Annotated in this window: 20 protein-coding genes and 1 pseudogene; 10 read left to right on the top strand and 11 right to left on the bottom strand. The window is 66.0% G+C overall.

Features of this window, described 5'->3' with window-relative positions; genetic code table 11:
- Positions 1-295 precede the first annotated feature (295 nt).
- The 5 genes from ABNX08_RS26735 (at position 296) to ABNX08_RS26715 (ending at position 5,554) form a co-directional block, all read left to right on the top strand.
- Positions 296-2,623, top strand: coding sequence for an FdhF/YdeP family oxidoreductase (locus ABNX08_RS26735; RefSeq protein ID WP_022538715.1), 2,328 nt, complete (start codon positions 296-298; stop codon positions 2,621-2,623).
- Positions 2,624-2,731: 108 nt separating this feature from the next.
- Positions 2,732-3,604 (top strand): formate dehydrogenase accessory sulfurtransferase FdhD, encoded by an 873-nt coding sequence (gene fdhD / locus ABNX08_RS26730; protein ID WP_022538714.1) that lies wholly within the window; start codon positions 2,732-2,734, stop codon positions 3,602-3,604.
- Complete coding sequence (locus tag ABNX08_RS26725; protein WP_022538713.1) at positions 3,598-3,774, top strand: hypothetical protein; 177 nt, start codon at positions 3,598-3,600, stop codon at positions 3,772-3,774. Before fdhD ends, ABNX08_RS26725 begins: the two co-directional genes overlap by 7 nt.
- 66 nt (positions 3,775-3,840) lie before the next feature.
- Entirely contained in the window at positions 3,841-5,301 is a 1,461-nt protein-coding gene (locus tag ABNX08_RS26720; RefSeq protein ID WP_022538712.1) for a PLP-dependent aminotransferase family protein, read from the top strand.
- Positions 5,288-5,554, top strand: coding sequence for an Rrf2 family transcriptional regulator (locus ABNX08_RS26715; RefSeq protein ID WP_022538711.1), 267 nt, complete (start codon positions 5,288-5,290; stop codon positions 5,552-5,554). Before ABNX08_RS26720 ends, ABNX08_RS26715 begins: the two co-directional genes overlap by 14 nt.
- Before the next feature lie 18 nt (positions 5,555-5,572).
- Here the strand turns inward: ABNX08_RS26715 and moaA are convergent, their stop codons facing one another.
- From moaA to ABNX08_RS26670, 9 genes are all read right to left on the bottom strand, one after another.
- Positions 5,573-6,682, bottom strand: a complete 1,110-nt coding sequence (moaA, locus tag ABNX08_RS26710) for a GTP 3',8-cyclase MoaA (protein WP_022538710.1) — start codon at positions 6,680-6,682, stop codon at positions 5,573-5,575.
- Between the two features lie 150 nt (positions 6,683-6,832).
- Positions 6,833-7,660: an HlyD family secretion protein gene (locus ABNX08_RS26705; protein WP_022538709.1), complete on the bottom strand. Its 828-nt coding sequence runs from the start codon at positions 7,658-7,660 to the stop codon at positions 6,833-6,835.
- Positions 7,657-7,869: a DUF1656 domain-containing protein gene (locus ABNX08_RS26700; protein ID WP_022538708.1), complete on the bottom strand. Its 213-nt coding sequence runs from the start codon at positions 7,867-7,869 to the stop codon at positions 7,657-7,659. Before ABNX08_RS26700 ends, ABNX08_RS26705 begins: the two co-directional genes overlap by 4 nt.
- Positions 7,856-9,940, bottom strand: a complete 2,085-nt coding sequence (locus ABNX08_RS26695) for an FUSC family protein (RefSeq protein WP_022538707.1) — start codon at positions 9,938-9,940, stop codon at positions 7,856-7,858. The genes ABNX08_RS26700 and ABNX08_RS26695 overlap by 14 nt, the downstream gene beginning before the upstream one ends.
- 4 nt (positions 9,941-9,944) lie before the next feature.
- On the bottom strand, positions 9,945-10,082 hold the full coding sequence (locus ABNX08_RS26690; protein ID WP_022538706.1) for a DUF2474 family protein: 138 nt from the start codon (positions 10,080-10,082) through the stop codon (positions 9,945-9,947).
- A complete protein-coding gene (cydB, locus tag ABNX08_RS26685; protein ID WP_041682086.1) occupies positions 10,082-11,089 on the bottom strand; it encodes a cytochrome d ubiquinol oxidase subunit II in 1,008 nt (335 codons plus the stop codon). The genes ABNX08_RS26690 and cydB overlap by 1 nt, the downstream gene beginning before the upstream one ends.
- A 13-nt stretch (positions 11,090-11,102) precedes the next feature.
- Complete coding sequence (locus ABNX08_RS26680; RefSeq protein WP_022538704.1) at positions 11,103-12,551, bottom strand: cytochrome ubiquinol oxidase subunit I; 1,449 nt, start codon at positions 12,549-12,551, stop codon at positions 11,103-11,105.
- 244 nt (positions 12,552-12,795) lie between these two features.
- Positions 12,796-12,918 (bottom strand): hypothetical protein, encoded by a 123-nt coding sequence (locus ABNX08_RS26675; RefSeq protein WP_022538703.1) that lies wholly within the window; start codon positions 12,916-12,918, stop codon positions 12,796-12,798.
- Between the two features lie 38 nt (positions 12,919-12,956).
- The gene (locus ABNX08_RS26670; protein ID WP_022538702.1) at positions 12,957-14,387 is read right to left on the bottom strand and encodes an OFA family MFS transporter; all 1,431 of its coding nucleotides are present in this window, start codon (positions 14,385-14,387) and stop codon (positions 12,957-12,959) included.
- 308 nt (positions 14,388-14,695) lie between these two features.
- Here ABNX08_RS26670 and ABNX08_RS26665 point away from each other — a divergent pair, with 308 nt between their 5' ends.
- The 4 genes from ABNX08_RS26665 to ABNX08_RS26650 all read left to right on the top strand — a co-directional run bounded on the left by ABNX08_RS26665 (position 14,696) and on the right by ABNX08_RS26650 (position 19,905).
- Complete coding sequence (locus tag ABNX08_RS26665) at positions 14,696-16,099, top strand: sigma-54 dependent transcriptional regulator (protein ID WP_022538701.1); 1,404 nt, start codon at positions 14,696-14,698, stop codon at positions 16,097-16,099.
- Positions 16,072-18,126 (top strand): cache domain-containing protein, encoded by a 2,055-nt coding sequence (locus ABNX08_RS26660; RefSeq protein WP_349605919.1) that lies wholly within the window; start codon positions 16,072-16,074, stop codon positions 18,124-18,126. Before ABNX08_RS26665 ends, ABNX08_RS26660 begins: the two co-directional genes overlap by 28 nt.
- A gap of 175 nt (positions 18,127-18,301) precedes the next feature.
- A complete protein-coding gene (locus ABNX08_RS26655; protein WP_022538699.1) occupies positions 18,302-19,060 on the top strand; it encodes a ChbG/HpnK family deacetylase in 759 nt (252 codons plus the stop codon).
- Positions 19,061-19,407: 347 nt separating this feature from the next.
- Positions 19,408-19,905 carry a VOC family protein gene (locus ABNX08_RS26650; protein WP_022538697.1) on the top strand — a complete coding sequence of 166 codons (498 nt, stop codon included), beginning with the start codon at positions 19,408-19,410 and terminating at the stop codon, positions 19,903-19,905.
- A 159-nt stretch (positions 19,906-20,064) separates the two neighbouring features.
- Here the strand turns inward: ABNX08_RS26650 and ABNX08_RS26645 are convergent, their stop codons facing one another.
- Complete coding sequence (locus tag ABNX08_RS26645; RefSeq protein ID WP_022538696.1) at positions 20,065-21,417, bottom strand: dicarboxylate/amino acid:cation symporter; 1,353 nt, start codon at positions 21,415-21,417, stop codon at positions 20,065-20,067.
- 583 nt (positions 21,418-22,000) lie between these two features.
- Between ABNX08_RS26645 and ABNX08_RS26640 the strand changes: the two genes are divergently transcribed.
- Positions 22,001-22,408, top strand: a complete 408-nt coding sequence (locus tag ABNX08_RS26640) for a PPC domain-containing DNA-binding protein (RefSeq protein WP_022538694.1) — start codon at positions 22,001-22,003, stop codon at positions 22,406-22,408.
- Positions 22,409-22,453: 45 nt separating this feature from the next.
- On the opposite strand, the pseudogene ABNX08_RS26635 reads toward ABNX08_RS26640, so the two are convergent.
- Positions 22,454-22,702, bottom strand: a pseudogene (locus tag ABNX08_RS26635) (LysR substrate-binding domain-containing protein); the annotation flags it as partial.
- Positions 22,703-23,139: the final 437 nt, after the last annotated feature.

The raw sequence follows: 23,139 nt of genomic DNA, 5'->3' as shown, positions 1-23,139 counted from the left end.
TTCCACGGCCCTGTCATGGTTCGTGTCAGCCCAAGGCGAATCGTTCCGCACCATGCAGCGCGCAGAACCGGCCGGCTCCCGACCCGAGGCGTTCCGGGAAAGTTTTCAATGGCGAGACCGAAGGTCATCAAACGAGGCGGCGTCTGGCCCGAATGGGACTGTGCTCCCCGGTCAGGCTGCAGTTTGTACGTACCCGGACACACCCGGGAGCCCTAATCTGGTGTCACCGCAACCATCCAGACCCAACCCACGGGCCGGGCCGGACGCGGCTCCAGCGGTTACAGGACACCACGCAATGAGCTCCCCGACACCTGAAAAAGGCCACATCGCCCCCTACACTCACCCCGCCGCCGGCTGGGGTGCCCTGAAGTACGTTGCCATCAACCTGATCAAGGAGAAGGTTGCCGGTGGCAAGTACAAGATGCTGTTCAAGCAGAACCAGGCGGATGGCTTCGACTGCCCCGGCTGTGCGTGGCCGGACCGGCAGCACGCCTCCACCTTCGAGTTCTGCGAGAACGGCGTCAAGGCCGTGGCCGCCGAGGCCACCAGCATGCGCGTCACGCCGGAATTCTTCGCGCAGCACACGGTCACGTCGCTGATGGCGCAGACGGATTTTGAGCTGGAGCAGCACGGACGGCTGACGCACCCCATGGTCTACGACCCGCAGACCGACAAGTACCGCGCGATCGCCTGGGACGAGGCCTTTGCGCTGATCGGGCACCACCTGCGCGCACTGCCGGACCCGAACCAGGCCGCCTTCTACACGTCGGGACGTGCCAGCAACGAGGCCGCGTTCCTCTACCAGCTGTTCGTGCGTGCCTATGGCACCAACAACTTCCCCGACTGCTCGAACATGTGCCACGAAGCTACCAGCCGCGGCCTGCCACTGACGATAGGCGTGGGCAAGGCGACCGTGGTGCTGGACGACTTCGAGCATGCCGACACCATCCTGCTGTTCGGCCACAACGCGGCGACCAACCACCCGCGCATGCTGGGCGAACTGCGCGAGTGCGCGCGGCGCGGTGCCACCATCGTTTCGATCAATCCGCTGCGCGAACGCGGGGTGGAACGTTTTACCAGCCCGCAGCACCCGGTGGAGATGCTGACCGGTTCCAGCACGAAGATCGCCTCGATGTTCGTGCAGCCCACGCTGGGCGGCGATTTTGCGCTGATCAAGGGCATCGCCAAGCGCCTGGTCGAGCTGGACGACGATGCGGTAAGGCACGGCCGCGCGCGCCTGATCGACGTCGACTTCGTACGCGAGCACACCATCGGCTTCGGCGACTTTGTCGAAAACCTGCGCGCGGAAAGCTGGACGGACATCATCGCGGAGTCGGGCGTATCGCAGGAGGATATCGACGCACTGACCCAGGTCTACGCCAGGAGCAAGCGCGTGATCGCATGCTGGGGCATGGGCCTGACGCAACACAAGAATTCGGTGCCGACGGTGCAGATCCTGTCCAACCTGATGATGATGCGCGGGAACATCGGGCGCCCCGGTGCCGGGCTGCTGCCGGTGCGCGGGCATTCGAACGTGCAGGGCGACCGCACGGTGGGCATCGAGGAGCAGCCGGACGATGCCTTCCTGGACCGCCTGGGGGCCGCCTTTGGTTTCGAGCCGCCGCGCGAGCATGGGTATGACGTGGTCAACACCATCTCGGCGATGCTCGCGGGCAAGGTCAAGGTCTTCATCGGCCTTGGCGGCAATTTCTCCACCGCCACGCCCGACACGCCCCGCACCTTCGAGGCGTTGCGCCAGTGCGATCTGACCGTGAACATCGCTACCAAGCTCAACCGCAGCCACCTGGTGCACGGCAAGGCGTCGCTGATCCTGCCCACGCTGGGCCGCACCGAGATCGACCAGCAGGACGGCGTGCCGCAGGGCGTGACCGTCGAGGATTCGGTCTGCATGGTCCATATTTCCTTTGGCATGAACGCGCCGGCGTCGCCGCAACTGCTGTCGGAGATTGCCATTGTCGCGCGCATGGCCGCGGCCACGCTCGGCTCGGAGAAGATCGACTGGCTGTGGTACGCGCAGGACTATGCGCGCATTCGCGATGCCATCGAGCAGGTCGTCGAGGGCTTCGACAACTACAACGAGCGCGTCGCCGTTCCGGGAGGCTTCCACCTGACGCCCGCGTCGCGCAACCGCGTCTGGCAAACGCCGTCGGGCAAGGCGCAGTTCCTGGTCAATCGCATCGACAAGGACACCCCCATCCACCGTGCCCGCGAGCAGTATGGCGACAAGCTGATGGTGCTGATGACCACGCGCTCGCACGACCAGTACAACACCACGATCTATGGCCTGGACGACCGCTACCGCGGCGTGTTCGGCCTGCGCCGGGTGGTCTTCATCAATCCCGCCGACCTGGCCCGGCTTGGCCTGAAGGCAGGGCAGCACGTGGACATCACCAGTGTCTGGGATGACGGCGTGCGACGCCATGTCGAGGACTTCGTGCTGGTCGAATACGATATTCCGCAAGGGTGCCTGGGGGCGTACTACCCCGAAACCAATCCGCTGGTGCCGCTGGAAAGCACTGGCGATGACTGCGGCACGCCTACATCGAAGTCGGTACCAGTGTTGCTGACCCCGTCCCGTCGCCAACCTGCGGCGGCGGCCTGACCGCATCTACAGAGCCATGAGTTTGGACAGAAAGCCCGGCGCCCGGCCGGGCCAGGGCCTGGTGCGCGCTCCCCGAGCCGGTGTGCCATCAACCTTCGCGAGATTTCCATGCATTGCACCGAATTGATCGAACACCCAGGCTATGAAGCGCGCAGCATCGTGCGGCACAAGGACAGCGCGGCGCGGCAGGCCACCGACAACGTGGCGGAAGAACTCCCGGTCGCCCTGGTGTACAACGGCATCTCACACGCCGTGATGATGGCAACGCCGCTGGACCTGGAGGCGTTCGCGGTCGGTTTTTCGCTGACCGAGGGCATCGTCAGCCGTAACGCACAGATCTATGACGTCGACGTGCGCGTGCACCGGCACAGCGCCGAAGTGCAACTGCAGATCAGCGAGCATGCCTTTGCCGCCATGAAGTCACGCCGGCGCGCGCTGGCGGGCCGCACCGGCTGCGGCGTCTGCGGCATCGAAAGCATCGAGCTGCTCGACCTGGAGCCCGCGCGCATGCCCTTGCCGGCAAAGCGGCTGACGCCGTCGCGCGAACTGATCGAGCGCGCCGTCGCGGCGCTGCCGTCGCACCAGCGGCTGATGCGGGCCACCGGTGGCGTCCACGCCGCGGCCTGGTGCAATGCGCGCGGCGAGATCCTGCATGTCTTCGAGGATGTCGGCCGGCACAACGGCCTGGACAAGCTGATCGGCCACCTGGCGATGCAGCGCGTGGCGATGGACGACGGCTTCGTGCTGCTGTCCAGTCGCGCCAGCTATGAACTGGTACGCAAGGCGGCACGCATGAATATCCAGATGCTCGCCACGATCTCGGCGCCGACCTCGCTGGCGATCCGGATCGCGGAGCAGGCCGGCCTGCACCTGCTCAGCTTCTGCCGCAAGGACGGCTATGTCGACTATACCGGCGCCGCATTGGGCGTCGGCAACGATGCGCAATCCCCGGGCGCTCCTGAGGGCGGCGCCGCATGCTGAGCTTCGACGAGGCGCTCGCCGCGGTCATCGACACGCAGGCGGCGGACCGCAGCGCCACCGATGGCTACGCGGTCCGCTCCAGCGGCTTTGTGCGCGTGGGGCCGCACAGCGCCGGGCAACTCCATCATGTGCCGCAGCCATACTATGATTCCCATCGTTGGCGCAGCTGACGGCAGCCCGCTGGAGGGCAGCCCCGGCGCGGGCGGAAGGGAAACGGCAGGCAAGGGGGGCGCGGCGTGAAGCTATATGAAAAACTGGCTGCGGATATCGAGGCGTTGGTGCAACAGGGTGTCCTGCTGCCCGGCGAGCGGATTCCCTCGGTGCGGCAGACAAGCCAGCACCACCGCATGAGCATCACGACGGTGATCCGGGCCTATGTCATGCTGGAGAGCCGCGGCATTATCGAAAGCCGGCCACAGTCCGGGTACTTTGTGCGTGCGCGGCCGGGCGAGCCGGCGATCGAGTTGCGGCCGTCCAAGCCCAGTGCCAAGCCTTCGGCGGTGGACGTCAGCGCCCTGGTCCTGTCCACGCTGCGCTCGATCCGTTCCGATGACGCCGTACCGCTCGGTTCGCCCTATCCGGACCCTTCGTTGTTTCCCTGGCAGCGCATCAACCAGTACGCCAACAATATCGCGCGCCGCTATGCCAAGTGGACCATGCTGGACGACCTGCCGCCCGGCAGCCCCGAGCTGATCCGGCAGATTTCGCGCCGCTATCTGGAGAACGGCTACGCCATCGATCCCAACGAGGTGATCGTCACGATCGGTGCCACCGAGGCCATCAACCTCTGCCTGCAGGCGGTGGCCAGGCCGGGCGACACGATCGCGGTGGAGTCCCCGACTTTTTACGCGATGCTCCATGCGATCGAACGCCTGGGCATGCGCGCCATCGAGGTGGCGACCGATCCGGTGGAGGGGATCGATATCGACGCGCTGGCGCGACTGATCGACGAGAAGGGCGTGAAAGCCTGCATGGTGATGCCCAACTTCCAGAACCCGCTCGGGTTCCAGATGCCCGATGACAAGAAGCGCAGCCTGGTGGCCATGCTGACCGGGAAGGATATCCCGGTCATCGAGAACGACGTCTACGGCGAGCTCTACTATGGCGAGGCCCATCCCAGCTCGCTGAAGGCCTACGACACGGCCAGCATCGTGCTGCATTGCGCTTCTTTCTCCAAGACGCTGACCAATGCCTACCGGATCGGCTGGGCGCTGCCGGGCCGCTACCGCGAAGCGGTGGAACGGCTCAAGTTCCTCAATACGCTGACGACGCCTGCGATCCCGCAACTGGCGATCGCGGAGTTCCTGAAGAACGATGGCTACGACTTCCACCTGAGGCGGGTGCGCAAGAACTATGCTCAGCAGGCCAACATCATGGCCGCTGCAGTGCGCCGGTTTTTCCCCGAGGGCACCACTACCTCGCGGCCTGCGGGGGGCTATGTACTGTGGGTGCAGTTGCCGGAGGGCATCGATGCCATGGAGATGTACCACGCCGCGCTGGAGCATCGCATCACCGTTGCACCGGGGCATATGTTCGCGCCCGGCGCCACTTACAGCAACTGCATCCGGCTGAACTACAGCGGGGAGTGGTCGCAAGACATCGAGTCCGCCGTGCACACGCTGGGCAAGATCGCCCAGCACCTGCTTGCGCGCGGCCGCCAGTCGGATGAGGACAACCAGGACCATGCAAGACACTGATATCGATCCCGCCATCCTCGCAGTCCTCCAGGTCCTGTGCCAGGCCGGCCGCGAGGGCGGCGCCAGCCCATGGTCGCTCGCCAAGATCGCCAAACGGGCGCAACTGCCGATGAGCGTGCTGCGGCGCGTGCTGACGCAGCTCCAGGCCGCCGGACTGGCCGACTTTGAGACCGACGAGGAAGGCCGCGGCCACGCCAGCCTGTCGCAAGCCGGTGCGGAGCTTGCCGCGCAAGTTTTCCCGGATACAGCCTGAGACCTGCGCCCCGGCGGCTCAGCCGCCCACCAGCGACATGCGCACCGTGGGGTACTGCCGCTTGCCGCTGGCCACGCGGGTCGCGCGCAGCTCGGAATAGCGGTCGCTGCGAGCCTGCCACGCTTGCCGGATTGCATCGGCCACGGCTTCGGCCGGACGGGCGGCAGACAGGTGCCGGCGCAGGTCGACGGAACGCGTGGCGAACAGGCACAGGTGGAGCCGGCCGTCGACCGAAACGCGCGCGCGCGTGCAATCGCCGCAGAAGGGGTGCGACACGCTGGAGATAAAGCCGAGCTTCAGGCTGCCGTCCGCCAGCGCATAGTTGCTGGAGGTCTCGCCGTCCCGCCGGGCTATCGGCACCAGCGCATGCGCGCGCTCGACCATGCCGCGGATCTCTTCGGAGGGGACCACGCGTGACTGTGACCACGCGCTCGGACCTTCCACATCCATGTATTCGATGAAGCGCAGCGTGACGCCGCTGCCGCGGAAGTGTTCGACCAGCGCCAGCACCTGCGCGTCATTGGTGCCGCGCTCGACCACGCAGTTGACCTTGACCGGCGCCAGCCCCGCCGCGCACGCCGCCTCGATCCCCTCCAGCACGCGCCTGACCGGGAACTCCACGTCGTTCATGGAGCGGAAGATGCCGTCGTCCAGGCTGTCCAGGCTCACCGTGACCCGGCCGAGGCCCGCGTCCCGCAGCGAGCGGGCCTTGCGGGCGAGCAGGCTGCCATTGGTGGTCATGGCCACCTCCACCTGGCCGCCGTCGAGGGTGCGCATGGCGGCAATGCCTTTGACCAGCGACTCGATACCCTTGCGCAGCAGCGGCTCGCCGCCGGTCAGGCGCACCTTCTGCACGCCAAGGCTGACAAAGGCGCGCACGATCCCGAGCAGCTCCGTATCAGACAGGCGTTGCTGGGGCGACAGGAACGGATAGTCGCGCCCGAAGCGTTCCTTGGGCATGCAGTAGGTGCAGCGGAAGTTGCACTGGTCGATCACGGAGAGCCGCAGGTCGCGCAGCGGACGGCCCAACTGGTCCCGGCATGCGGCCGATGCCTGGTCCGGTACGAGCGCCTCAAGGCTGTGGGGGCCGGAGGCGGCGGGCACTTCTTGCACAAGCGCGGCTTGCATGGCGAATCTCCCTGGACAATGGCGTGGAGGCGGGGCGCGGCAGCCGGGTGCCCCTGCCATGGCGTCCATGGTAGGGACGGATGCCTGCCCGGCAGGCGCACAAATTGGCGGAACTGGCAGCAGAACAGTTCGGGCGGTGCAGGCGCTGCCTCATTCGCGCGGCTCCCGGATGCGGACCGAGGCGGTCTGGCCGACGATCAGTTGTACCCCGGGCGGCACCTGGTCCAGCGCGATGCGCACCGGTATGCGCTGCGCCAGGCGTACCCAGTTGAAGGTCGGACTGACGCTGGGAAGCAGGTTCGGCCCGCTGCTGCGGTCCTGGTCCTCGATGCCGGGCGCAATGCTCTGCACATGCCCGCGCAGGGGCGCGCGCTGGCCAATGATGTGCACTTCGGCAGCGCTGCCGACGCGAATCGCGGGCAGCTTGGTCTCCTCGAAATAGCCCTCCACGTACTGCGAGCCGCTGGCCACGACCGACAAGGCGGGCTTGCCGCGGGTGGCAAAGTCGCCCGCCCGCGGCAGGCGGTCGCTGACGTAGCCGTCCACCGGGCTGGCCACGCGGCAGCGGGCCAGGTTGAGCCTTGCCACTTCCACTGCTGCGTCGGCTTCTTCCACGCGCGCCAGGGCGGCTGCCACGGTGTCGGCGGCGCCCGCCCGGGTGCGCCGGGCCTGGACCAGCGCGGCGCGCGTGGATGCCGCCAAAGCCTGCGCCTGCCTCAATGCCAGGGTGAAGCGGTCCTGGTCGACCACGAACAGGACCTGGCCGCGTTGCACCCGGGCGTTGTCGCCGATGAGCACGGCCGTGACCAGGCCGGAGACGTCCGGGGCCACCTGGACCACGTCCGCGCGCACATGGCCGTCGCGCGTCCAGGGGGCTTCGGTGTAGTACCGCCACAGCTGCCAGGCGGTCAGCGCCGCGGCGGCAACGGCCGCCAGGGTCACCGCGGCGGTACCGAGCAGCGAAAGCTTGCGTTTCATGATAGAGCCTGCCAGACGAGCGCGACGATCGCGCCGAGTACGAGGATGTAGAGCGAAAAATTGAACAGGGACCGGTGCCACACGATGCGGTAAAAGCCGATCCGGGCGAGCATGGCGCGCACGCCGGCGGTGATGGCGAACGCGGCCAGCATCCACACCACGGTGGCCGGCACGAATACGCCGTACAGGTCGAACTCAGTGGCGTGCATGGCGGTCTCCGTCGGTCTGTGGGTACAGGGCAAGCCGGATGGTGGCGAGCGCCGCCAGCGTCGGGCGGAGGCTGCCGTGCCCCGTCGCGGGCAGTGCCGCGAAGGCTGCTTCGACCTGCGCGGCCAGGGCCGGCGCGGGCGTGGAGGCATGGCCCGCGCGCGCGGACTGGCGGTAGTGGCGCGCGACGCCTGCCAGCACCCGCTCCACGGCGCGCCTGCGCGGCGCCGGCAGGGTTGCGCAGGCGCGCCGCAGCGCGAGCGCGGCGGACTCGACCAGGAAGTCGGCGACGGCGCTGTCGGCCTGCTTGCCAGTCGGACTATTCCGGCGTGTCAATGGTGGCCACTGGCGCAGCAGCCGGTCCAGCATGCGCCCGCGCAGCCGGGCGCTGTTGACTGGCGCGCGCGGATGCGCGGCCAGCGCGATCTCGTCCCAGTTGGCCCTGGCCAGCCGGTACGCCACCAGCTGCTGGCCGAAGGGTTGCATCAGCACGGCCCACCATGCGGCGAAGGCCAGCGCTGCCAGGCTCGCCAGGCTGCTGTTGAAGATGTTCGCAAAACTGGCGGCATCCAGGTGCTGCGGCCCTGGGAACGACGCCGCCGTGACCGCCAGCAACACCCCGAACAGCGCGAAGCGCGGCTGCGTCGTCATCGCGCCGATGAACAGGTAGGGGCCGAACAGCAGGGCGGCCAGCGAGCCAAAGTCATGCGCCAGCGCCAGCACCACGAACTGGTAATACCAGGACAGCAGCGTACAGGCGACGCTCCAGGCGATTACCCGGCCGGCAACCAGCCGCGGCTCCTCGGTGGTGGCAATGAAGCAACTGGCGAGGGCGGCCAGGCCGACCGGGCCGGCGCCGTCCTGCCAGCCCGACACCATCCACAGCAGGCCCGCCACGAACGTGGCCGTGCCAGCCGTGGCAGCGCGGATTAGCAGCCGGGCGTGATCATGGTGCCGTGCCTGGCCGGCGGGTTCCACGCGATAGCGCAGGGCGGCGGGCTCGTTCCCGCCCTGGCGCAGGCTGGCCTGCAGCAGGCGGCAGTCGTGCCAGAGGTCGGTCAGCTCATCGAGGTAGGTACTGGTAGCCGTGACCAGCTGTGCGTGCCAGTCCGCGGGCTCGGTCTGTGCCGTGCCCGGCGCATAGGGGAAAGGGACAGGCCGGCACGCGCCTTGGTCGCCGGCGATCCATGCCAAGGTGGCGCGCATTCGCTGCGCGACGGTGTCGGGCATGCCCGCGGGATGCCGGCGCAAGGCGCTGGCAGCATCGGCAAGTGCCAGCACCAGCGGCAGCATGGCCGTCATGCGCTGGTGCAGGGCCCGTGCGCGCCGCAGTGTCGCTGCGCCGTCGGATTCATAAGACAGCTGGGCAATCTGTGTTTCCATCGCCAGGATATCGGCGGCAAGCAGGCTAAAGCTGTCATGGCGCTGCGCCGCACTCGCACCGGCGACCAGCATGTCGCTGACCCAGCGCGAGGCGTGGACCAGCCAGGCGCCGGCGCGCGCGGCCAGCGCCGGCGTCGTTCTGGCGGGAAACACCACCGCGCTGACCACGCTGGCGCAGACGATGCCGATCACGATTTCCTCGATGCGGGCAAGCGCCATGTCGAAGACGCTCGCCGGGTTGGATACCGTCGGCAGTGCCACGATCGGCAGCGTATACGCGGCCAGCAGGCAGATGTAGTTGCGCGGCGCCGGTTCCAGCAAGGACAGGTAGAGCAGAGTGCCGGTCCAGCACGCGATCGCCGCCATCAGCAGCACGGGTTCGTCGACCATCAATGGCACCAGCGCCACCGCGCACACGGCGCCCAGCAGCGTACCGATGACGCGGTAGGTGCCCTTGGCATGGGTGGCGCCGGCCAGCGGGCTGGACACCAGGTAGACCGTGGCCATGGCCCAGTAGGGCCGCGGCAGGCCGAGCGCCAGCGCCACGTAGAGCGCCAGCATCGCGGCGCCGAACACCTTCAGCGAATGCATCCACGGCAAGGGACCCGGGCTGCCCGCGCAAGCTGACGCGAGCAAGTCGAGCATGCTGCGCGCATTGCGCGCGGGCAGCGTGGCACGGGAGAGCGGCATGGCTTCAGCTGGCCAGCCCGGCCGCGCGCATCGCCAGCCGCATCAGGCTGGCGCAGGCGAAGACCGTGCCCACGCCCGCCAGCCAGAGTGCCAGCAGCCAGCCAAGGCGGGCCGCCAGCCGTGCGCGCAGGATCCTGGCCATCAGTGGTACCCCTCCCCGCGCTTGACCTTGCCGCGGAACACGTAATAGGACCAGGACGTGTAGGCCAGGATGATCGGCACGATGAACAGGGTGCCGACCAGTGCGAAGCCCTGGCTTTGCGGGGCGGACGATGCATCCCAGATCGAGATCGACGGCGGGATGATGTTGGGCCAGACGCTGATGGCTAGCCCGGTATAGCCCATGAAGATCATCAGCAGCGCGTACAGGAATGGCGACACGTTCGGGCGGCTGCGCAGGGCCCGGTAGATGCCGGCGGCCGAGGCCAGCACCAGCAGCGGCACCGGCAGGAAGAAGAACAGGTTGGGCAGCGCGAACCAGCGTTGCGCGATTTCGGGGTGGGTCAGGGGTGTCCACACACTCACGGCCGCGATCATCGCCAGCATCACGCCCGTCAGCACGTTGGTCACGCGCAGCATGGTCCATTGCAGCCGGCCCTCGGTCTTCATGATGAGCCATGTGACCCCGAGGAAAGCGTAGGTGATCACCACGCCCACGCCCGCGAAGATGGGGAACGGCGCCAGCCAGTCGAGCGCGCCGCCGGTGTAGGTGGTGCCTTGCATGGCAATGCCGTCGATGTAGGCGCCCAGCGTCACGCCCTGGAAGAACGCGGCGACCACCGAGCCCCACGTGAAGGCGGCATCCCACCAGGGGCGGCTGCGGTCGCTGGCCTTGAAGCGGAACTCGAAGGCCACGCCGCGGAAAATCAGGCCGAGCAGCATGAACATCAGCGGCAGGTAGAACGCGCTCAGCAGCACCGAATACGCCAGCGGGAAGGCACCGAGCAGCGCCGCGCCCCCGAGCACCAGCCAGGTCTCGTTGCCGTCCCAGACCGGCGCCACGGTATTCATCATGACGTCGCGGTCATAACGGTCGCCGACGAAGGGAAAAAGAATGCCGATGCCAAGGTCGAATCCGTCCATGATGACGTACATCATCACGCCGAAGAAGATCAGGCCGGCCCAGATAACGGGAAGATTGATGCCCATGTCGATCACCTGTTCAGAATTTGCGCTGGCCGTGCGGGGCCATGGCGCTGGATGCGGAAGCCGCGGTGATGGCGGCAGGAGCGGCACCGAGGCTGCCCGGCCCGTAGGAAGGCGGCACTTCGTGCGGGTGCGGGTCAGCCACGGGGCCGGCGCTCGCCAGCTTGAGCATGTAGCGGATGCCCACGCCGAAGACGATGAAATAGACCACCACGAACAGCGCCAGCGACAGCGCGACCGGGCCCGCCGCATGCGCGGAAACGGCATCGCTGGTGCGCATCAGTCCATAGATCACCCACGGCTGGCGGCCGATCTCGGTGGTCATCCAGCCGGCCAGCAGCGCGATCAGGCCGGTGGGCCCCATCAGCACGGCGAACCGCAGGAACGCGCGGGACCGGTACACGACGCCGTTGCGGCGCAGTACCCATCCAAGCAGGCCGAACAGGATCATCAGCACGCCCAGGCCGACCATGGCGCGGAAGGTGAAGAACAGCACGGTGGCATTGGGGCGGTCTTCCTTCGGGAAGTCCTTCAGGCCGCGGATCTGCCCGTCAAGGCTGTGTGTGAGGATCAGGCTGCCAAGGCGCGGGATCTCGATGGCGTAGCGCGTTTCCTCGCGTTCCATGTCCGGGATGCCGAAGACGATCAGCGGAAACCCGCCCTTGTCGTCCCTGGCGGCGGTGTTCCAGTGCCCCTCCAGCGCCGCGATCTTGGCGGGCTGGTGCTCCAGCGTGTTCAGGCCGTGGGCGTCGCCCACCACCGCCTGCAGCGGCGCCGTGACCAGCACCATCCACAGCGCCATCGACAGCATCGTGCGGGCGGCGGGTACGGCGCGGTCGTGCAGCAACTGCCAGGCCGAGGATGCCGCCACGAACAGTGCCGTGGACAGCAGCGCGGCGATGACCATGTGCGCGAGGCGGTAGGGGAACGAGGGATTGAAGATCACGGCCAGCCAGTCGGTAGGCACCACCTTGCCGGCGACGATGGCGTAGCCCGCGGGCGTATGCATCCAGCTGTTGGAAGCCAGGATCCAGGTGGAGGAAATGATGGTGCCGAGCGCGACCATCACGGTGGAGAAGAAATGCAGCCCCGGACCGACGCGGCTCCAGCCGAACAGCATCACGCCGAGGAAACCCGCTTCCAGGAAGAAGGCGGTCAGCACCTCGTAGGTCAGCAGCGGGCCGGTGATGCCCCCGGCAAACTGCGAGAAGAACGACCAGTTGGTGCCGAACTCATAGGCCATGACCAGGCCGGAAACGACCCCCATGCCGAAGTTCAGGGCGAAGATCTTGATCCAGAACTGGTACAGGGTCCGGTATACGGTGTCCTGGGTGCGCAGCCAGCGCGCTTCCAGGAACGCCAGGAAACATGCCAGCCCGATCGTGATGGCAGGAAAAAGGATGTGAAAGGAAACCGTGAATCCGAACTGGATTCGAGCGAGTTCCAGCGCTGTGAGTCCGTGCATCGATGTGCTCTCCGTGGGGTTGCCGCCGGCACGACGGCGTGTCGCGCGACACTACGGACAATGTACGGATGACAGCCTGCCTGCGAGGGATACAGTTCTGGCGCAACCGCTGAAGCTCAGTTTGCGTTGGTGAGCCGCACTTGCCATGCGCAATCGCGCCACCAGTACAGATGGCGCGATTGCACAGGATCACAGTCATGGATGGACCCCGCCGTATCGACGATCCGGGGCCCGGCGCGGGTGCTCAGCTAAACAGGGTCATGGCCTTCCCGAGGGTCGACCAGATCCCCGCGCCCAGCGGGATAAGCACGTAGGCCCAGAACGCGAGCAGCAGCATGGTCTTGCCGAAAGTGCGGTCGTTGTGCATGGTTGGGTGTTCCTGTGTATTGACGGCAGAGGATGCATTCAGGCTGCGCTGGTCGCTTCGCGCAGGTGATGCCGCGCATGCACCGGCCGGATCAGCAGGTTGCAGACGAAGCCCGCCACCAGCAGGCCCGCCATGATGTGCAGGGTATCGACATAGACCTCTGACCTGGGCACGCCCAATGCCAGCTTGTGCTCGCGGATGTAGTTCACCAGCGCTGGTCCGGCGATACCGGCGGCGGCCCAGGCGGTCAGCAGGCGGCCATGGATGCCACCGACGTAGGCCGTGCCGAACATGTCGGCCAAGTAGGCGGGAATGGTGCTGAAGCCGCCGCCATACATGGTCAGGATCAGGAAGTAGCAGGCCACGAACAGGGCCACGTTGCCGGACGCGCCGATGGCCGGCACGGCCAGGTAGAGCGCGGCGCCGCAGGCGAAGAAGATGGCGTAGGTGGTCTTGCGGCCAAAGTAGTCGCTGGCGGAGCTCCACAGGAAGCGCCCGGTCATGTTGCCGATGCTGAGCAGCCCGACGAAGCCGGCCGCGGCCGCGGCGGTAATGCTCCCCTTGAAGGTTTCCTGGATCATCACGGCCGCCTGGCCCAGCACGCCGATGCCGGCCGTGATGTTCAGGAACAGGATCAGCCAGAGCAGGTAGAACTGCGGCGTCTTCAGCGCCTGGTCGATGTGCACGTTGGCGTGCGTGACCATCTTGCCGGCCTTGGCGGTGGGGACATAGCCCGCGGGCGCCCAGCCCGGGGCAGGGATGCGGATGGCCAGCGCGCCAAGCGACATCGAGATGAAGTAGACCACGCCCATGACGAGGAAGGTCTGCGCCACGCCCGCGCTGGTTGCGCTCTTGAAGTAGTTCATCAGGGCGACGGACAGCGGCGCGCCGATCATCGCGCCGCCGCCGAAGCCCATGATCGCCAGCCCGGTGGCCATGCCGCGGCGGTCCGGGAACCAGCGGATCAGCGTGGAGACCGGGGAAACGTAGCCCAGCCCGAGCCCGATCCCTCCCAGCACGCCGTACCCCAGGTACAGCAGCCAGATCTGGTGCAACCAGATACCCAGCGCCGAAACCAGGAACCCGCCGCCGAAGCAGCACGCCGCCGTGAACATGGTGCGCCGCGGCCCGACCTTCTCCAGCCACTTGCCGGCAAAGGCGGCCGAGATGCCCAGGAAGAAGATCGCCAGCGAGAACACCCAGCCCAGCGTGGTCAGTTGCCAGTCGCCCGGCGCGGATTGCGTGACGCCGAGGATCCGGGTCAGCGGTTCATTGAAGACCGAGAAGGCGTAGGCCTGGCCGATGCACAGGTGCACCGCCAGCGCGGCAGGTGGCACCATCCAGCGGTTGAAGCCGGGACGGGCGATGATGGCTTCTTTGGAGAAGGGCGACGGCCGCGACGTTGGCCGGGATGGCGATGCGTGTTGGGACTTTTGCGATGGCGTTTGCGCTTGCGCGGGATATGACATGAACTTGTCTCCTACCTGGAAGTGGCAGCCTCTTCTTTCGTCGGGTGCGATGGGCTGGGTGCGCATCGTTGAGCAAGGGCCATGCCCATGGCGGATTCCGTTTGCCGTCAACGGCTTGCAGCGCGTAGCCCGCGCGGTGAGGCGAGGCCATGGACAAAATGTCCAGGCAGCGGCCCGGCGCGCGGGCCAAACTGTCCATCTCCGGGCCGCGGCATCGAAGGCTGGCTCGGTTTACTCCCAATACTGCCGAATAGCGCACTGTCGCTAGACTGCTCCTTCGCCCTGACCGGGCCGTAACAGCCAAAGTGATGAGCGAACGACAAACCAACGCAGCCGAATCCGACAACTGGCAGCGCCGCACGATCCTGGTGGTGGACGACGAGGCCGGCATGCGTTCGTTCCTGTCCCGGGCGCTGGAAGGCAAGGTGGACAGCGTGGTGACGGCTGACAGCGCCGAAGCAGGCGCCGCGCTGTTGGAGCAACGCCATTTCGACCTGATCCTGCTGGATGTGGCGCTGCCCGGTGCCAGTGGGATGGAGTGGCTCAAGGCGCTGCGCGCAGCCGGCAACCCCGCCGATGTCATCCTGATGACCGCCTTCGCCGACATGGACACGGCCATCGCCGCGCTACGCTCGGGCGCAGCGGACTTTGTCGTCAAGCCGTTCCGCGTCGACCAGATGCTCAACGCCATCCGGCGCTGCTTCGACCGGACCCGGCTCGCGCGCGAGAACTACCTGCTGCGCCGCGAGCTGGACAAGTACACCATCCACAAGGACTTCATCGGCGAATCGGAAGCCATGAAGAAGGTGATGGCGCTGGTGGCACGGGTGGCACCGATGCCGTCGACGGTGCTGGTGACGGGCGAGTCCGGCACCGGCAAGGAAGTGGTGGCGCGCGAGCTGCATCGGCTCAGCGGCCGGCAGGGCCAGTTCGTGCCGCTGAATTGCGGTGCGATGGCGCCCGAGATCGTCGAAAGCGAATTGTTCGGCCACGCCAAGGGCGCCTTCACCGGGGCGGCCGGGGCACGCCACGGCCTGTTCCTCTATGCCGACGGCGGCACGCTGTTCCTGGACGAGATCTCGGAGCTGCCACTGGCCATGCAGGCCAAGCTGTTGCGGGTGATCGAGGACCGGCGCATCCGGCCGCTCGGTACCGAGCGCGAGATCGCCGTGGACGTGCGCATCGTCGCGGCCTGCAACCGCAACCTGGCCAACGAGGTCGCCGCCGGGCGCTTCCGCCAGGACCTGTACTACCGGCTCGACGTGGTATCCGTCGCGATCCCGCCGTTGCGCACGCGCCCGGAAGACATCGTGCCGCTGGCTGAGCATTTCTCGGAGCAGTTGTCCGCCCAGCTCGGGCTGCCCATGGTGCCGCTGTCGCCTTCGCTGGCGCGCCTGCTCAAGGGCTACGACTGGCCAGGCAATGCGCGCGAACTGCGCAACCTGGTGGAGCGGGCCTTGATCCTGGGCGAATACCCGGTTGAACTGCTGGCGCAGCCGGCCGATCCGGCGCAGGCCAGCCTGCTGGCAGCGGCCGGGGAGGGCACGGCCACGCCGGCGGATGAAGCCACGCTGCTGGAGACGGTGGAACGGCTGCACATCCTGCAGGTGCTGGCGGCGGAGGGCGGCAACCGGGTGGAAGCCGCGCGCCGGCTGGGCATCTCGCGCCGCACGCTGGACCGGAAATGCCTGCAGTGGGGCCTGCGTCCTTGAGCCTCATTCGCCCGCTTGGCCCGGCCGGGCTGCTGCGTCGTTATCGCGCCTCGTTGCGCGCCAAGCTCGTCTCCATTGTCATCGCGCCCTTGCTGGTGGCGCTGGTGGCACTGCTGCTGCTGATGGCGCTATGGGGCGATCGGGTGTTCCAGGCGCTGCTGACGTACAAGGTCAACAGCGACCTGCTGGTCGCCCACGAGTACTTCGAGCATATGGTCGGCGGTGTGGAGGACCGGGTCCTGCAGGAGGCCAGGTCGCATGCGCTGGTGAATGGCCTTGGCCGCGGCGGCGCCATGCCCGGCATCCTGGCCGAAGCGCGGCGCACGCACGGGCTCGATTTCCTGCAGTTGCTCGATCCGCAAGGGCGGCTGCTTGCCGCTGCGCCGGCCAGTGCCGCGGGTACGGACTACGCCGCCTGGCGCGTGGTGGCCAGTGCCACGGCCGGCCGCGCGGAGGCCGCCACGGATGCGTGGTCCGCCGCGCAGCTGGCTGCCGTTTCTGGCGACCTTGCCCGACGCGCACAGGTGGCGCTGCGCCCCACAGCCAATGCGGCGCCCACCGACAGGACCCTGGAAACCCGCGGCATGGTGGTGCACGCGGCGGCGCCGGTGTTCGATGAAGCGGGCGCACTGGTGGCAATCCTGCACGGCGGCACGCTGCTGAACAACAACCTCGGCTTTATCGACACGATCAACGCGCTGGTCTACCAGCCGGAATCCCTGCCCCGGGGCAGCCAGGGCACGGCGACGCTGTTCCTGGACGACACGCGCATTGCCACCAACGTGCGGCTGTTCCATGGCGAACGCGCGCTGGGGACGCGGGTCTCCCGCGAGGTACGCGACAAGGTGCTGCTGCGCGGCGAGAAATGGCTCGACCTGGCCTTCGTCGTCAACGACCGGTACATGAGCGCCTATGAGCCGATCGCGGACAGCCGTGGCCAGCGCATCGGCATGCTCTACGTGGGCTACCTGGCCAGGCCGATCAGCCAGGCCAAGGACCTGGCGCTGGGCGTGCTGGTGGGATTGTTCCTGTTGCTGGCCGTGGCGGGAGCGTTGTTCTCGCTGCTGTGGGCCAGGCGTGTGTTCACGCCGATGACGCGGATGGTCGGCACCATGCGCGCGCTCAAGGCCGGCAATGCCGAGGCACGCGTAGGCCCGGTGGGCAGCGAGGACGAGCTGGGCCAGCTCGCCGGCCAGTTCGACCAGTTGCTGTCGGACCTGCAGCAGCGCAATGCCGAGCTCAGGGACTGGGCCGACTCGCTCGATCGCAAGGTGGCCGAACGCACCCGGGAGCTGGAGGATGCCAACACCGTGTTGCGGGCCACCCGGCAGCAACTGATCACGTCGGAGAAGCTGGCGGTCGCAGGACAGCTTACGGCGGGCGTGGCCCATGAGATCAACAATCCGATCGCGGTGATCCAGGGCAACCTTGACGTGGCCCGCGAGATCCTCGGCCCGGCGGCGGAGCCGGTCCGGCACGAGCTCCGGCTGATCGACGAGCAGGTGCGGCGCATCTACCTGCTGACCAACCGGCTGCTGCAGTTCATCCGGCCGGAGGAGTTCGCCGGAAATATGGAGCGGCTGGACGTGGGCGAAGTCGCGGCCGGTTGCCTGGACCTGGTCCGGCACCTGATCAAGGGGCCGGAGATCCGGATCGAGCAGGACTGGCAGGCCACGCGCCACGTGCGCATCAGTCGCGGCGAGCTGCAGCAGGTGGTCGTCAACCTGCTGACCAATGCCATCCACGCCATGCCCGAGGGCGGCACGCTCACGCTGGCCACGCGGGACTGGGAAGGGCACGGCGTGACGCTGCATGTTCGCGACACGGGCCGCGGCATCAGCGAAGAAGACCTGCCCAATCTGTTCAATCCGTTCTTCACCACCAAGAAGCAGATGGGAACCGGCCTCGGATTGTCCATCAGCTTTGCGCTGGTGGAGCGCTATGGCGGCCGCATCACCGTGGAGAGCGAGGTGGGGCAGGGCGCCGAGTTCATCGTGTGGCTGCGCGAAGACGGGGCGCCGGCGTAGCACTCCTGGCGGCAGCTGTGCTGGCTCTTATTGTATTGAAAATAATGCAATCAGGGCTGGCATAAATGTATGGCATCACACTCAGCGCCGTTGATGGTGCCCGCCGCAGCGCCAATAATTACGCTGTGATGCACGCCATGTGCCATTTATCCAAACGAACCCGGAGCGCCAGACCATGCGAAGCCTGATCGTGAATGCCGACGACTTTGGCTACAATGACGATACATTCGACGCCACGGTTTCCTGCTTTGAGGGCGGCCTGTTGACCAGTGCCACCATCCTCGCCGGCATGCCTGCATCAGCCCTCGCGTACGACTACGCCAAGCAGAACAGGAAGCGGTTCTCCTTCGGCCTGCACCTCAATCTCGCGGAAGGCCGACCCCTCTCTGGCCACCGCCGTTCGCTGTGCCATTCGGATGGGACGTTCCGAAACGAACGTGCACAGCGCTTTCGCGGCATGTTTGGTCTGCTTTGGGAGCGCGATATCCGGACCGAGTTTCGCCACCAGTTGACTGAGTTGTTGGACCATGGCGTCAAGGTAAGCCATGTCGACGGGCATTTTCACCTGCACAAGCTCCCGTTCGTGATTCGCGCTATCAAGAAGGAGATGCAACACTTCGGTATCCACTGGGTTCGCCGGCCCCAGAACCTGTATCCCGACAAGCAGCGGCGCGGCGCGATGAACAAGCTCCTGCTCCAGCAGTTCCGGGGCTTGCGCTACCCGGACTATTACATTGGCGCGGATACGCGCGGCACCGACTGGCATCAGAGGATCCCCGACGTGCTACCGGCCGGTGTCACGGAGATTTCCATTCATCCGGGATATCGCGTACCCTGGCGCAAGAAAGAGGCAGAGCCCTTCCTCCAGCCTGACGACTTGAGGAAATGCCTGGCCCGCCATGGCATTGCGTTAAGGCGCCACGGCGCCGTTTAGGGGCACCGCCAAAGCAGTTGCCGCTGATCCATGGCAACAAGGGACTGAAGCTGGGCGGCGCCGGCGGTAAGGATCGCTTTGATCTCGCGATACAGTCCGGCCTGCTGCAAAGCCTCCGAACGACCCTAAGCGGTCATTTCGGCCATCGGATTCGATGGCCGAATTACAGCCCTTCGCGACAAGGGTTCACCCTTCAAGCTGCCTGCGCCCGCCGCGAGAGTGTGAGACATTGGAGTCTCGACAACGGCATCGGTCTCATTCGACAGGCCAAGGTCACCCGATGTGGACGATTGGAGTTGTTTTGACGGTGGCGGATGCCCGGTGCTCAACTTTCCAGGAGACACAGAATGAGTAGCAAGAACACGATCTGTTTGTGGTACGACGGCGACGCCCTTGACGCCGCAAACTTCTACGCCGAAACATTTCCCGACAGCGCTGTCCGCGCCGTCCACCGCGCACCGGGCGACTATCCCGACGGCAAGCAGGGCGATGTCCTGACGGTCGAGTTCACCGTCGCCGGCATTCCCTGCCTCGGGCTGAACGGCGGCCCGCATTTCAAGCACAACGAGGCCTTCTCTTTTCAGATCGCGACGGACGACCAGGCCGAAACCGACCGATTGTGGAATGCGATTGTCGGCAATGGCGGCCAGGAAAGCGAATGCGGCTGGTGCAAGGACCGGTGGGGCTTGTCATGGCAGATCACCCCGCGCGCCCTCACCGCGGCGATAACCGACCCAGATCGCGCAGCGGCCAAGCGCGCATTCGAGGCGATGATGACGATGAAAAAAATCGACATCGCCGCGATAGAGGCGGCACGGCTGGGCCGGAACTCATCCTCAAATTGATCGTTGAAATAACGCTGGCTCACCGGTCGAAATTGACGGTGAGCCTTTACCTGCCCATCGCGCGATGAGCTAGCTTCGAGGCACTAAGACATTCAAAAGGGCGCGACCAGGTAGTGGCCACAGCCCGCTTTGTGGTGATGTGTGTTTGCGCGCTGCCGCTCACCGGCTTACCGTGGTGTCGGCGACCGGCATATGGGTCGCGACTTGGTCGAGCACCACTTCCGGCTCGTCGGCCTCAATGTCCGACTCGGCATCAAGCCTGCGCCGCATCCGCTCGATATCGAGGTCGCCGGTCCATTTCGCCACCACCACCGTGGCCACGCCGTTGCCGATCAGGTTGGTCAGGGCGCGCGCCTCCGACATGAAGCGGTCAATGCCGAGGATCAGGGCCAGCCCCGCCACCGGAACATGCCCCACCGCCGAAAGCGTGGCCGCCAGCACGATGAAGCCACTCCCCGTGACGCCGGCGGCGCCCTTGGAGGTCAGCAGCAGCACGCCGAGCAGGGTGATCTGCTGCGTCAGGCTCATGTCGGTGTTGGTTGCCTGGGCGATGAACACCGCCGCCATGGTCAGGTAGATAGAGGTTCCATCCAGGTTGAAGGAGTAGCCAGTCGGGATCACCAGTCCGACGACGGACTTGCGGGCGCCCAGGTTCTCCAGCTTGGCCATCATCCGCGGCAACACGGATTCCGACGACGACGTGCCCAGCACGATCAGCAGTTCCTCCTTGATGTACTTGATGAACTTCCAGATCGAGAAGCCATGCAGCCGCGCGATGGTGCCCAGCACGACGAAGATGAAAAGCAAGCAGGTGGCGTAGAAGGTCGCCATCAGCTGGCCAAGCTGCAGCAGCGAGCTCACGCCGTACTTGCCGATGGTGAAGGCCATGGCGCCGAAGGCGCCAATCGGCGCGACCTTCATTATGTAGCCGACGATGGTGAACAGCACGTGTGAAAACTTCTCGATAAAGTCGAACACCAGCGTGCCGCGGCCGCCGAACCTGTGCAGCGCGAAACCGAACATCACCGCGAACAGCAGCACCTGGAGGATCTCACCCTTGGCAAAGGCATCCACCACCGTGTTCGGGATCACGTGCAGCAGGAAATCGACCGTGCCTTGCATCTTGCCGGGCTCGGTGTAGGCGGCGATGCCCTTCGTGTCGAGGGTGGCTACGTCGACGTTCATGCCGGCGCCGGGCTTGACGATGTTGATGATCAACAGGCCGACCAACAGCGCAATGCTGCTCACGATCTCAAAGTACAGCAGCGCCAGCCCGCCGGTCTTGCCGACCTTCTTCATGTCCTCCATGCCGGCGATGCCCACCACGACCGTGCAGAAGATGATCGGCGCGATGATCATCTTGATCAGCTTGATGAAGCCATCACCCAACGGCTTCATCGCCTCGCCCGTCTGCGGATAGAAATGGCCGAGGATGACGCCGATGACAATGGCGGTGATGACCTGGAAGTAGAGGGATCTGTAGAACGGCTTCGGGTGATCGTCTTTATCCATCATCGTCTCCATGGCTGGTTCACCGACGGCATCCGGATGCCCGGCCGGGTCAATCGAGGGTACATGCCTGAGCGCGCGGCGCGTTGGCATCAACCGTCGCCACCGCCCAGGTTGGCGATGCGGCGAACGGTCGAGGATGATGTCAGTATATGCACGGGGCGCACGGCGCCAAGAAGGATGCCGCCCACCGTGATGCCGCGGAAGGGGAGACTAGCCGTGCTTTTCGACCGTGATCGTATGCTCTGCTGATTCACTAACACTGAACGCGAGCACGGATTCATAGAACTCTCGCGTTTGCTTGAGGTCGCTGCAACGGAGCAGAAGGGGCAGAGGCATTTGCACTCCATAGTCAATGGCCAGGATCATGTTCCCGGCACGGCAACGCGTCGGCGTGTTCCGCCATGGGTCACATTCTGGCTGCCGGCGACAAAGGTCACTGGCCGGACCCGGCACGATGCCGAACCTCCCCAGTTGCCCGTTTGTCGCCCCTACGACGCCTGTTATGCGCGAGTGCTGGCGCTCGATTGCGATCGATCTCAATTCGCCTTAACCTGTCACGGAGCCCCCTACCTGGAACCGCGCGATGCAAGCACATCCTCTGCGCCTCGCTCCCGGCGCCGATCTGCGTGTCGCACTCGAAGACGTGCTGCGTCAGCTCAGGTTGCGTGCGGCCTTCGTAATCCAGGGCATCGGGAGCCTCAGCGTTGCCCAATTGCGATTTGCCGGGGACGAGGATCCTACCGAGCTGCGTGACAGTCTGGAAATACTGACGCTCGCCGGGTCCATATCAGCTGATGGAGCGCACCTGCACATGTCGGTTGCCGACCCGCGCGGTCGCGTGTTTGGTGGTCATGTGGCACGCGGTTGCACGGTCCGTACAACCGCGGAGATATTGCTGGCGCTTCTTCCCGAACATCGTTTCTCCCGGGAGTACGACCTGAGTTCAGGGTTCATGGAACTGGTGATACGAAATGAACCGCCCCAGGAGTAGGCTCGAAGCATACACCCGGGGCGGCGTGGATGAATGTGGCATTTCTCACCCGGTCTGGAACATCTGGCCGAAATCGCAGTTCTCCTGAGCTAGCGCGGCGATGGCCGATACAAGCATGCTCTTCCTGTCGCTCTTGCAGATGGCGGCATACGGCGCCGGCGGCAACGCGGGGCTCACCGTAAGAACCTCCAGCGCACCAGAATCGACCATCGGTGCAAGGCACTTCCTGGGCAGGTAGCTGATGCCCATGCCCGAGACCGTGAGGCCGATGATGGCAACCAACGCTGTTGGTGAACAGCGCTTACGTCGACGTGCGGCTCAATGATCACTCGCGAATAACCGACCTGGATCGCGCTCATCAGGCATCTGCTAGGTCCCAGTTTCGGCCGTTCAACTGCCAGCAAGCCGGTGACCCGCGTATGCGGCGTATGTCCGTGATCCCGACGGGAACAAGATCTGTACCTACTGCTTTGCCCCTGCGTAACTTGCCTGCCGCCTCCGGGGCTACCCGTCCGGACGCGGAGGCGGCACCCCCGTGGAGGTATATCCACCACTGATGCCTCCCGGCTCATTCTTATTTGTCTCCCGAAGCCCTGCGGGGAAGAGTGTTGCTGGCAGGCCAGTTATCGGCCGATAGGTTTGATGCAGTGTGCGCTGTCCCGAAGGCAGGTACGTAGCTGGCGCATTGGCATGACGCGGTGATGTCCATCTGACCGGAACGCAAACCGAGG

This window comes from Cupriavidus sp. DF5525 (assembly GCF_040149425.2).
Classification (GTDB): Bacteria; Pseudomonadota; Gammaproteobacteria; order Burkholderiales; family Burkholderiaceae; genus Cupriavidus; species Cupriavidus pickettii_A.
Note: the sequence above shows the minus strand (reverse complement) of the source record. Positions and strands in the feature narration are given on the sequence as shown.

Excerpts from the sequence above, each read along its gene's own strand:
- ABNX08_RS26735 (WP_022538715.1), top strand. The coding sequence starts at position 296 with ATGAGCTCCCCGACACCTGAAAAAGGCCACATCGCCCCCTACACTCAC.
- fdhD (WP_022538714.1), top strand. The coding sequence starts at position 2,732 with ATGCATTGCACCGAATTGATCGAACACCCAGGCTATGAAGCGCGCAGC.
- ABNX08_RS26725 (WP_022538713.1), top strand. The coding sequence starts at position 3,598 with ATGCTGAGCTTCGACGAGGCGCTCGCCGCGGTCATCGACACGCAGGCG.
- ABNX08_RS26715 (WP_022538711.1), top strand. The coding sequence starts at position 5,288 with ATGCAAGACACTGATATCGATCCCGCCATCCTCGCAGTCCTCCAGGTC.
- moaA (WP_022538710.1), bottom strand. The coding sequence starts at position 6,682 with ATGCAAGCCGCGCTTGTGCAAGAAGTGCCCGCCGCCTCCGGCCCCCAC.
- ABNX08_RS26705 (WP_022538709.1), bottom strand. The coding sequence starts at position 7,660 with ATGAAACGCAAGCTTTCGCTGCTCGGTACCGCCGCGGTGACCCTGGCG.
- ABNX08_RS26700 (WP_022538708.1), bottom strand. The coding sequence starts at position 7,869 with ATGCACGCCACTGAGTTCGACCTGTACGGCGTATTCGTGCCGGCCACC.
- ABNX08_RS26695 (WP_022538707.1), bottom strand. The coding sequence starts at position 9,940 with ATGCCGCTCTCCCGTGCCACGCTGCCCGCGCGCAATGCGCGCAGCATG.
- ABNX08_RS26690 (WP_022538706.1), bottom strand. The coding sequence starts at position 10,082 with ATGGCCAGGATCCTGCGCGCACGGCTGGCGGCCCGCCTTGGCTGGCTG.
- cydB (WP_041682086.1), bottom strand. The coding sequence starts at position 11,089 with ATGGGCATCAATCTTCCCGTTATCTGGGCCGGCCTGATCTTCTTCGGC.
- ABNX08_RS26680 (WP_022538704.1), bottom strand. The coding sequence starts at position 12,551 with ATGCACGGACTCACAGCGCTGGAACTCGCTCGAATCCAGTTCGGATTC.
- ABNX08_RS26675 (WP_022538703.1), bottom strand. The coding sequence starts at position 12,918 with ATGCACAACGACCGCACTTTCGGCAAGACCATGCTGCTGCTCGCGTTC.
- ABNX08_RS26670 (WP_022538702.1), bottom strand. The coding sequence starts at position 14,387 with ATGTCATATCCCGCGCAAGCGCAAACGCCATCGCAAAAGTCCCAACAC.
- ABNX08_RS26665 (WP_022538701.1), top strand. The coding sequence starts at position 14,696 with ATGAGCGAACGACAAACCAACGCAGCCGAATCCGACAACTGGCAGCGC.
- ABNX08_RS26660 (WP_349605919.1), top strand. The coding sequence starts at position 16,072 with ATGCCTGCAGTGGGGCCTGCGTCCTTGAGCCTCATTCGCCCGCTTGGC.
- ABNX08_RS26655 (WP_022538699.1), top strand. The coding sequence starts at position 18,302 with ATGCGAAGCCTGATCGTGAATGCCGACGACTTTGGCTACAATGACGAT.
- ABNX08_RS26650 (WP_022538697.1), top strand. The coding sequence starts at position 19,408 with ATGAGTAGCAAGAACACGATCTGTTTGTGGTACGACGGCGACGCCCTT.
- ABNX08_RS26645 (WP_022538696.1), bottom strand. The coding sequence starts at position 21,417 with ATGGATAAAGACGATCACCCGAAGCCGTTCTACAGATCCCTCTACTTC.
- ABNX08_RS26640 (WP_022538694.1), top strand. The coding sequence starts at position 22,001 with ATGCAAGCACATCCTCTGCGCCTCGCTCCCGGCGCCGATCTGCGTGTC.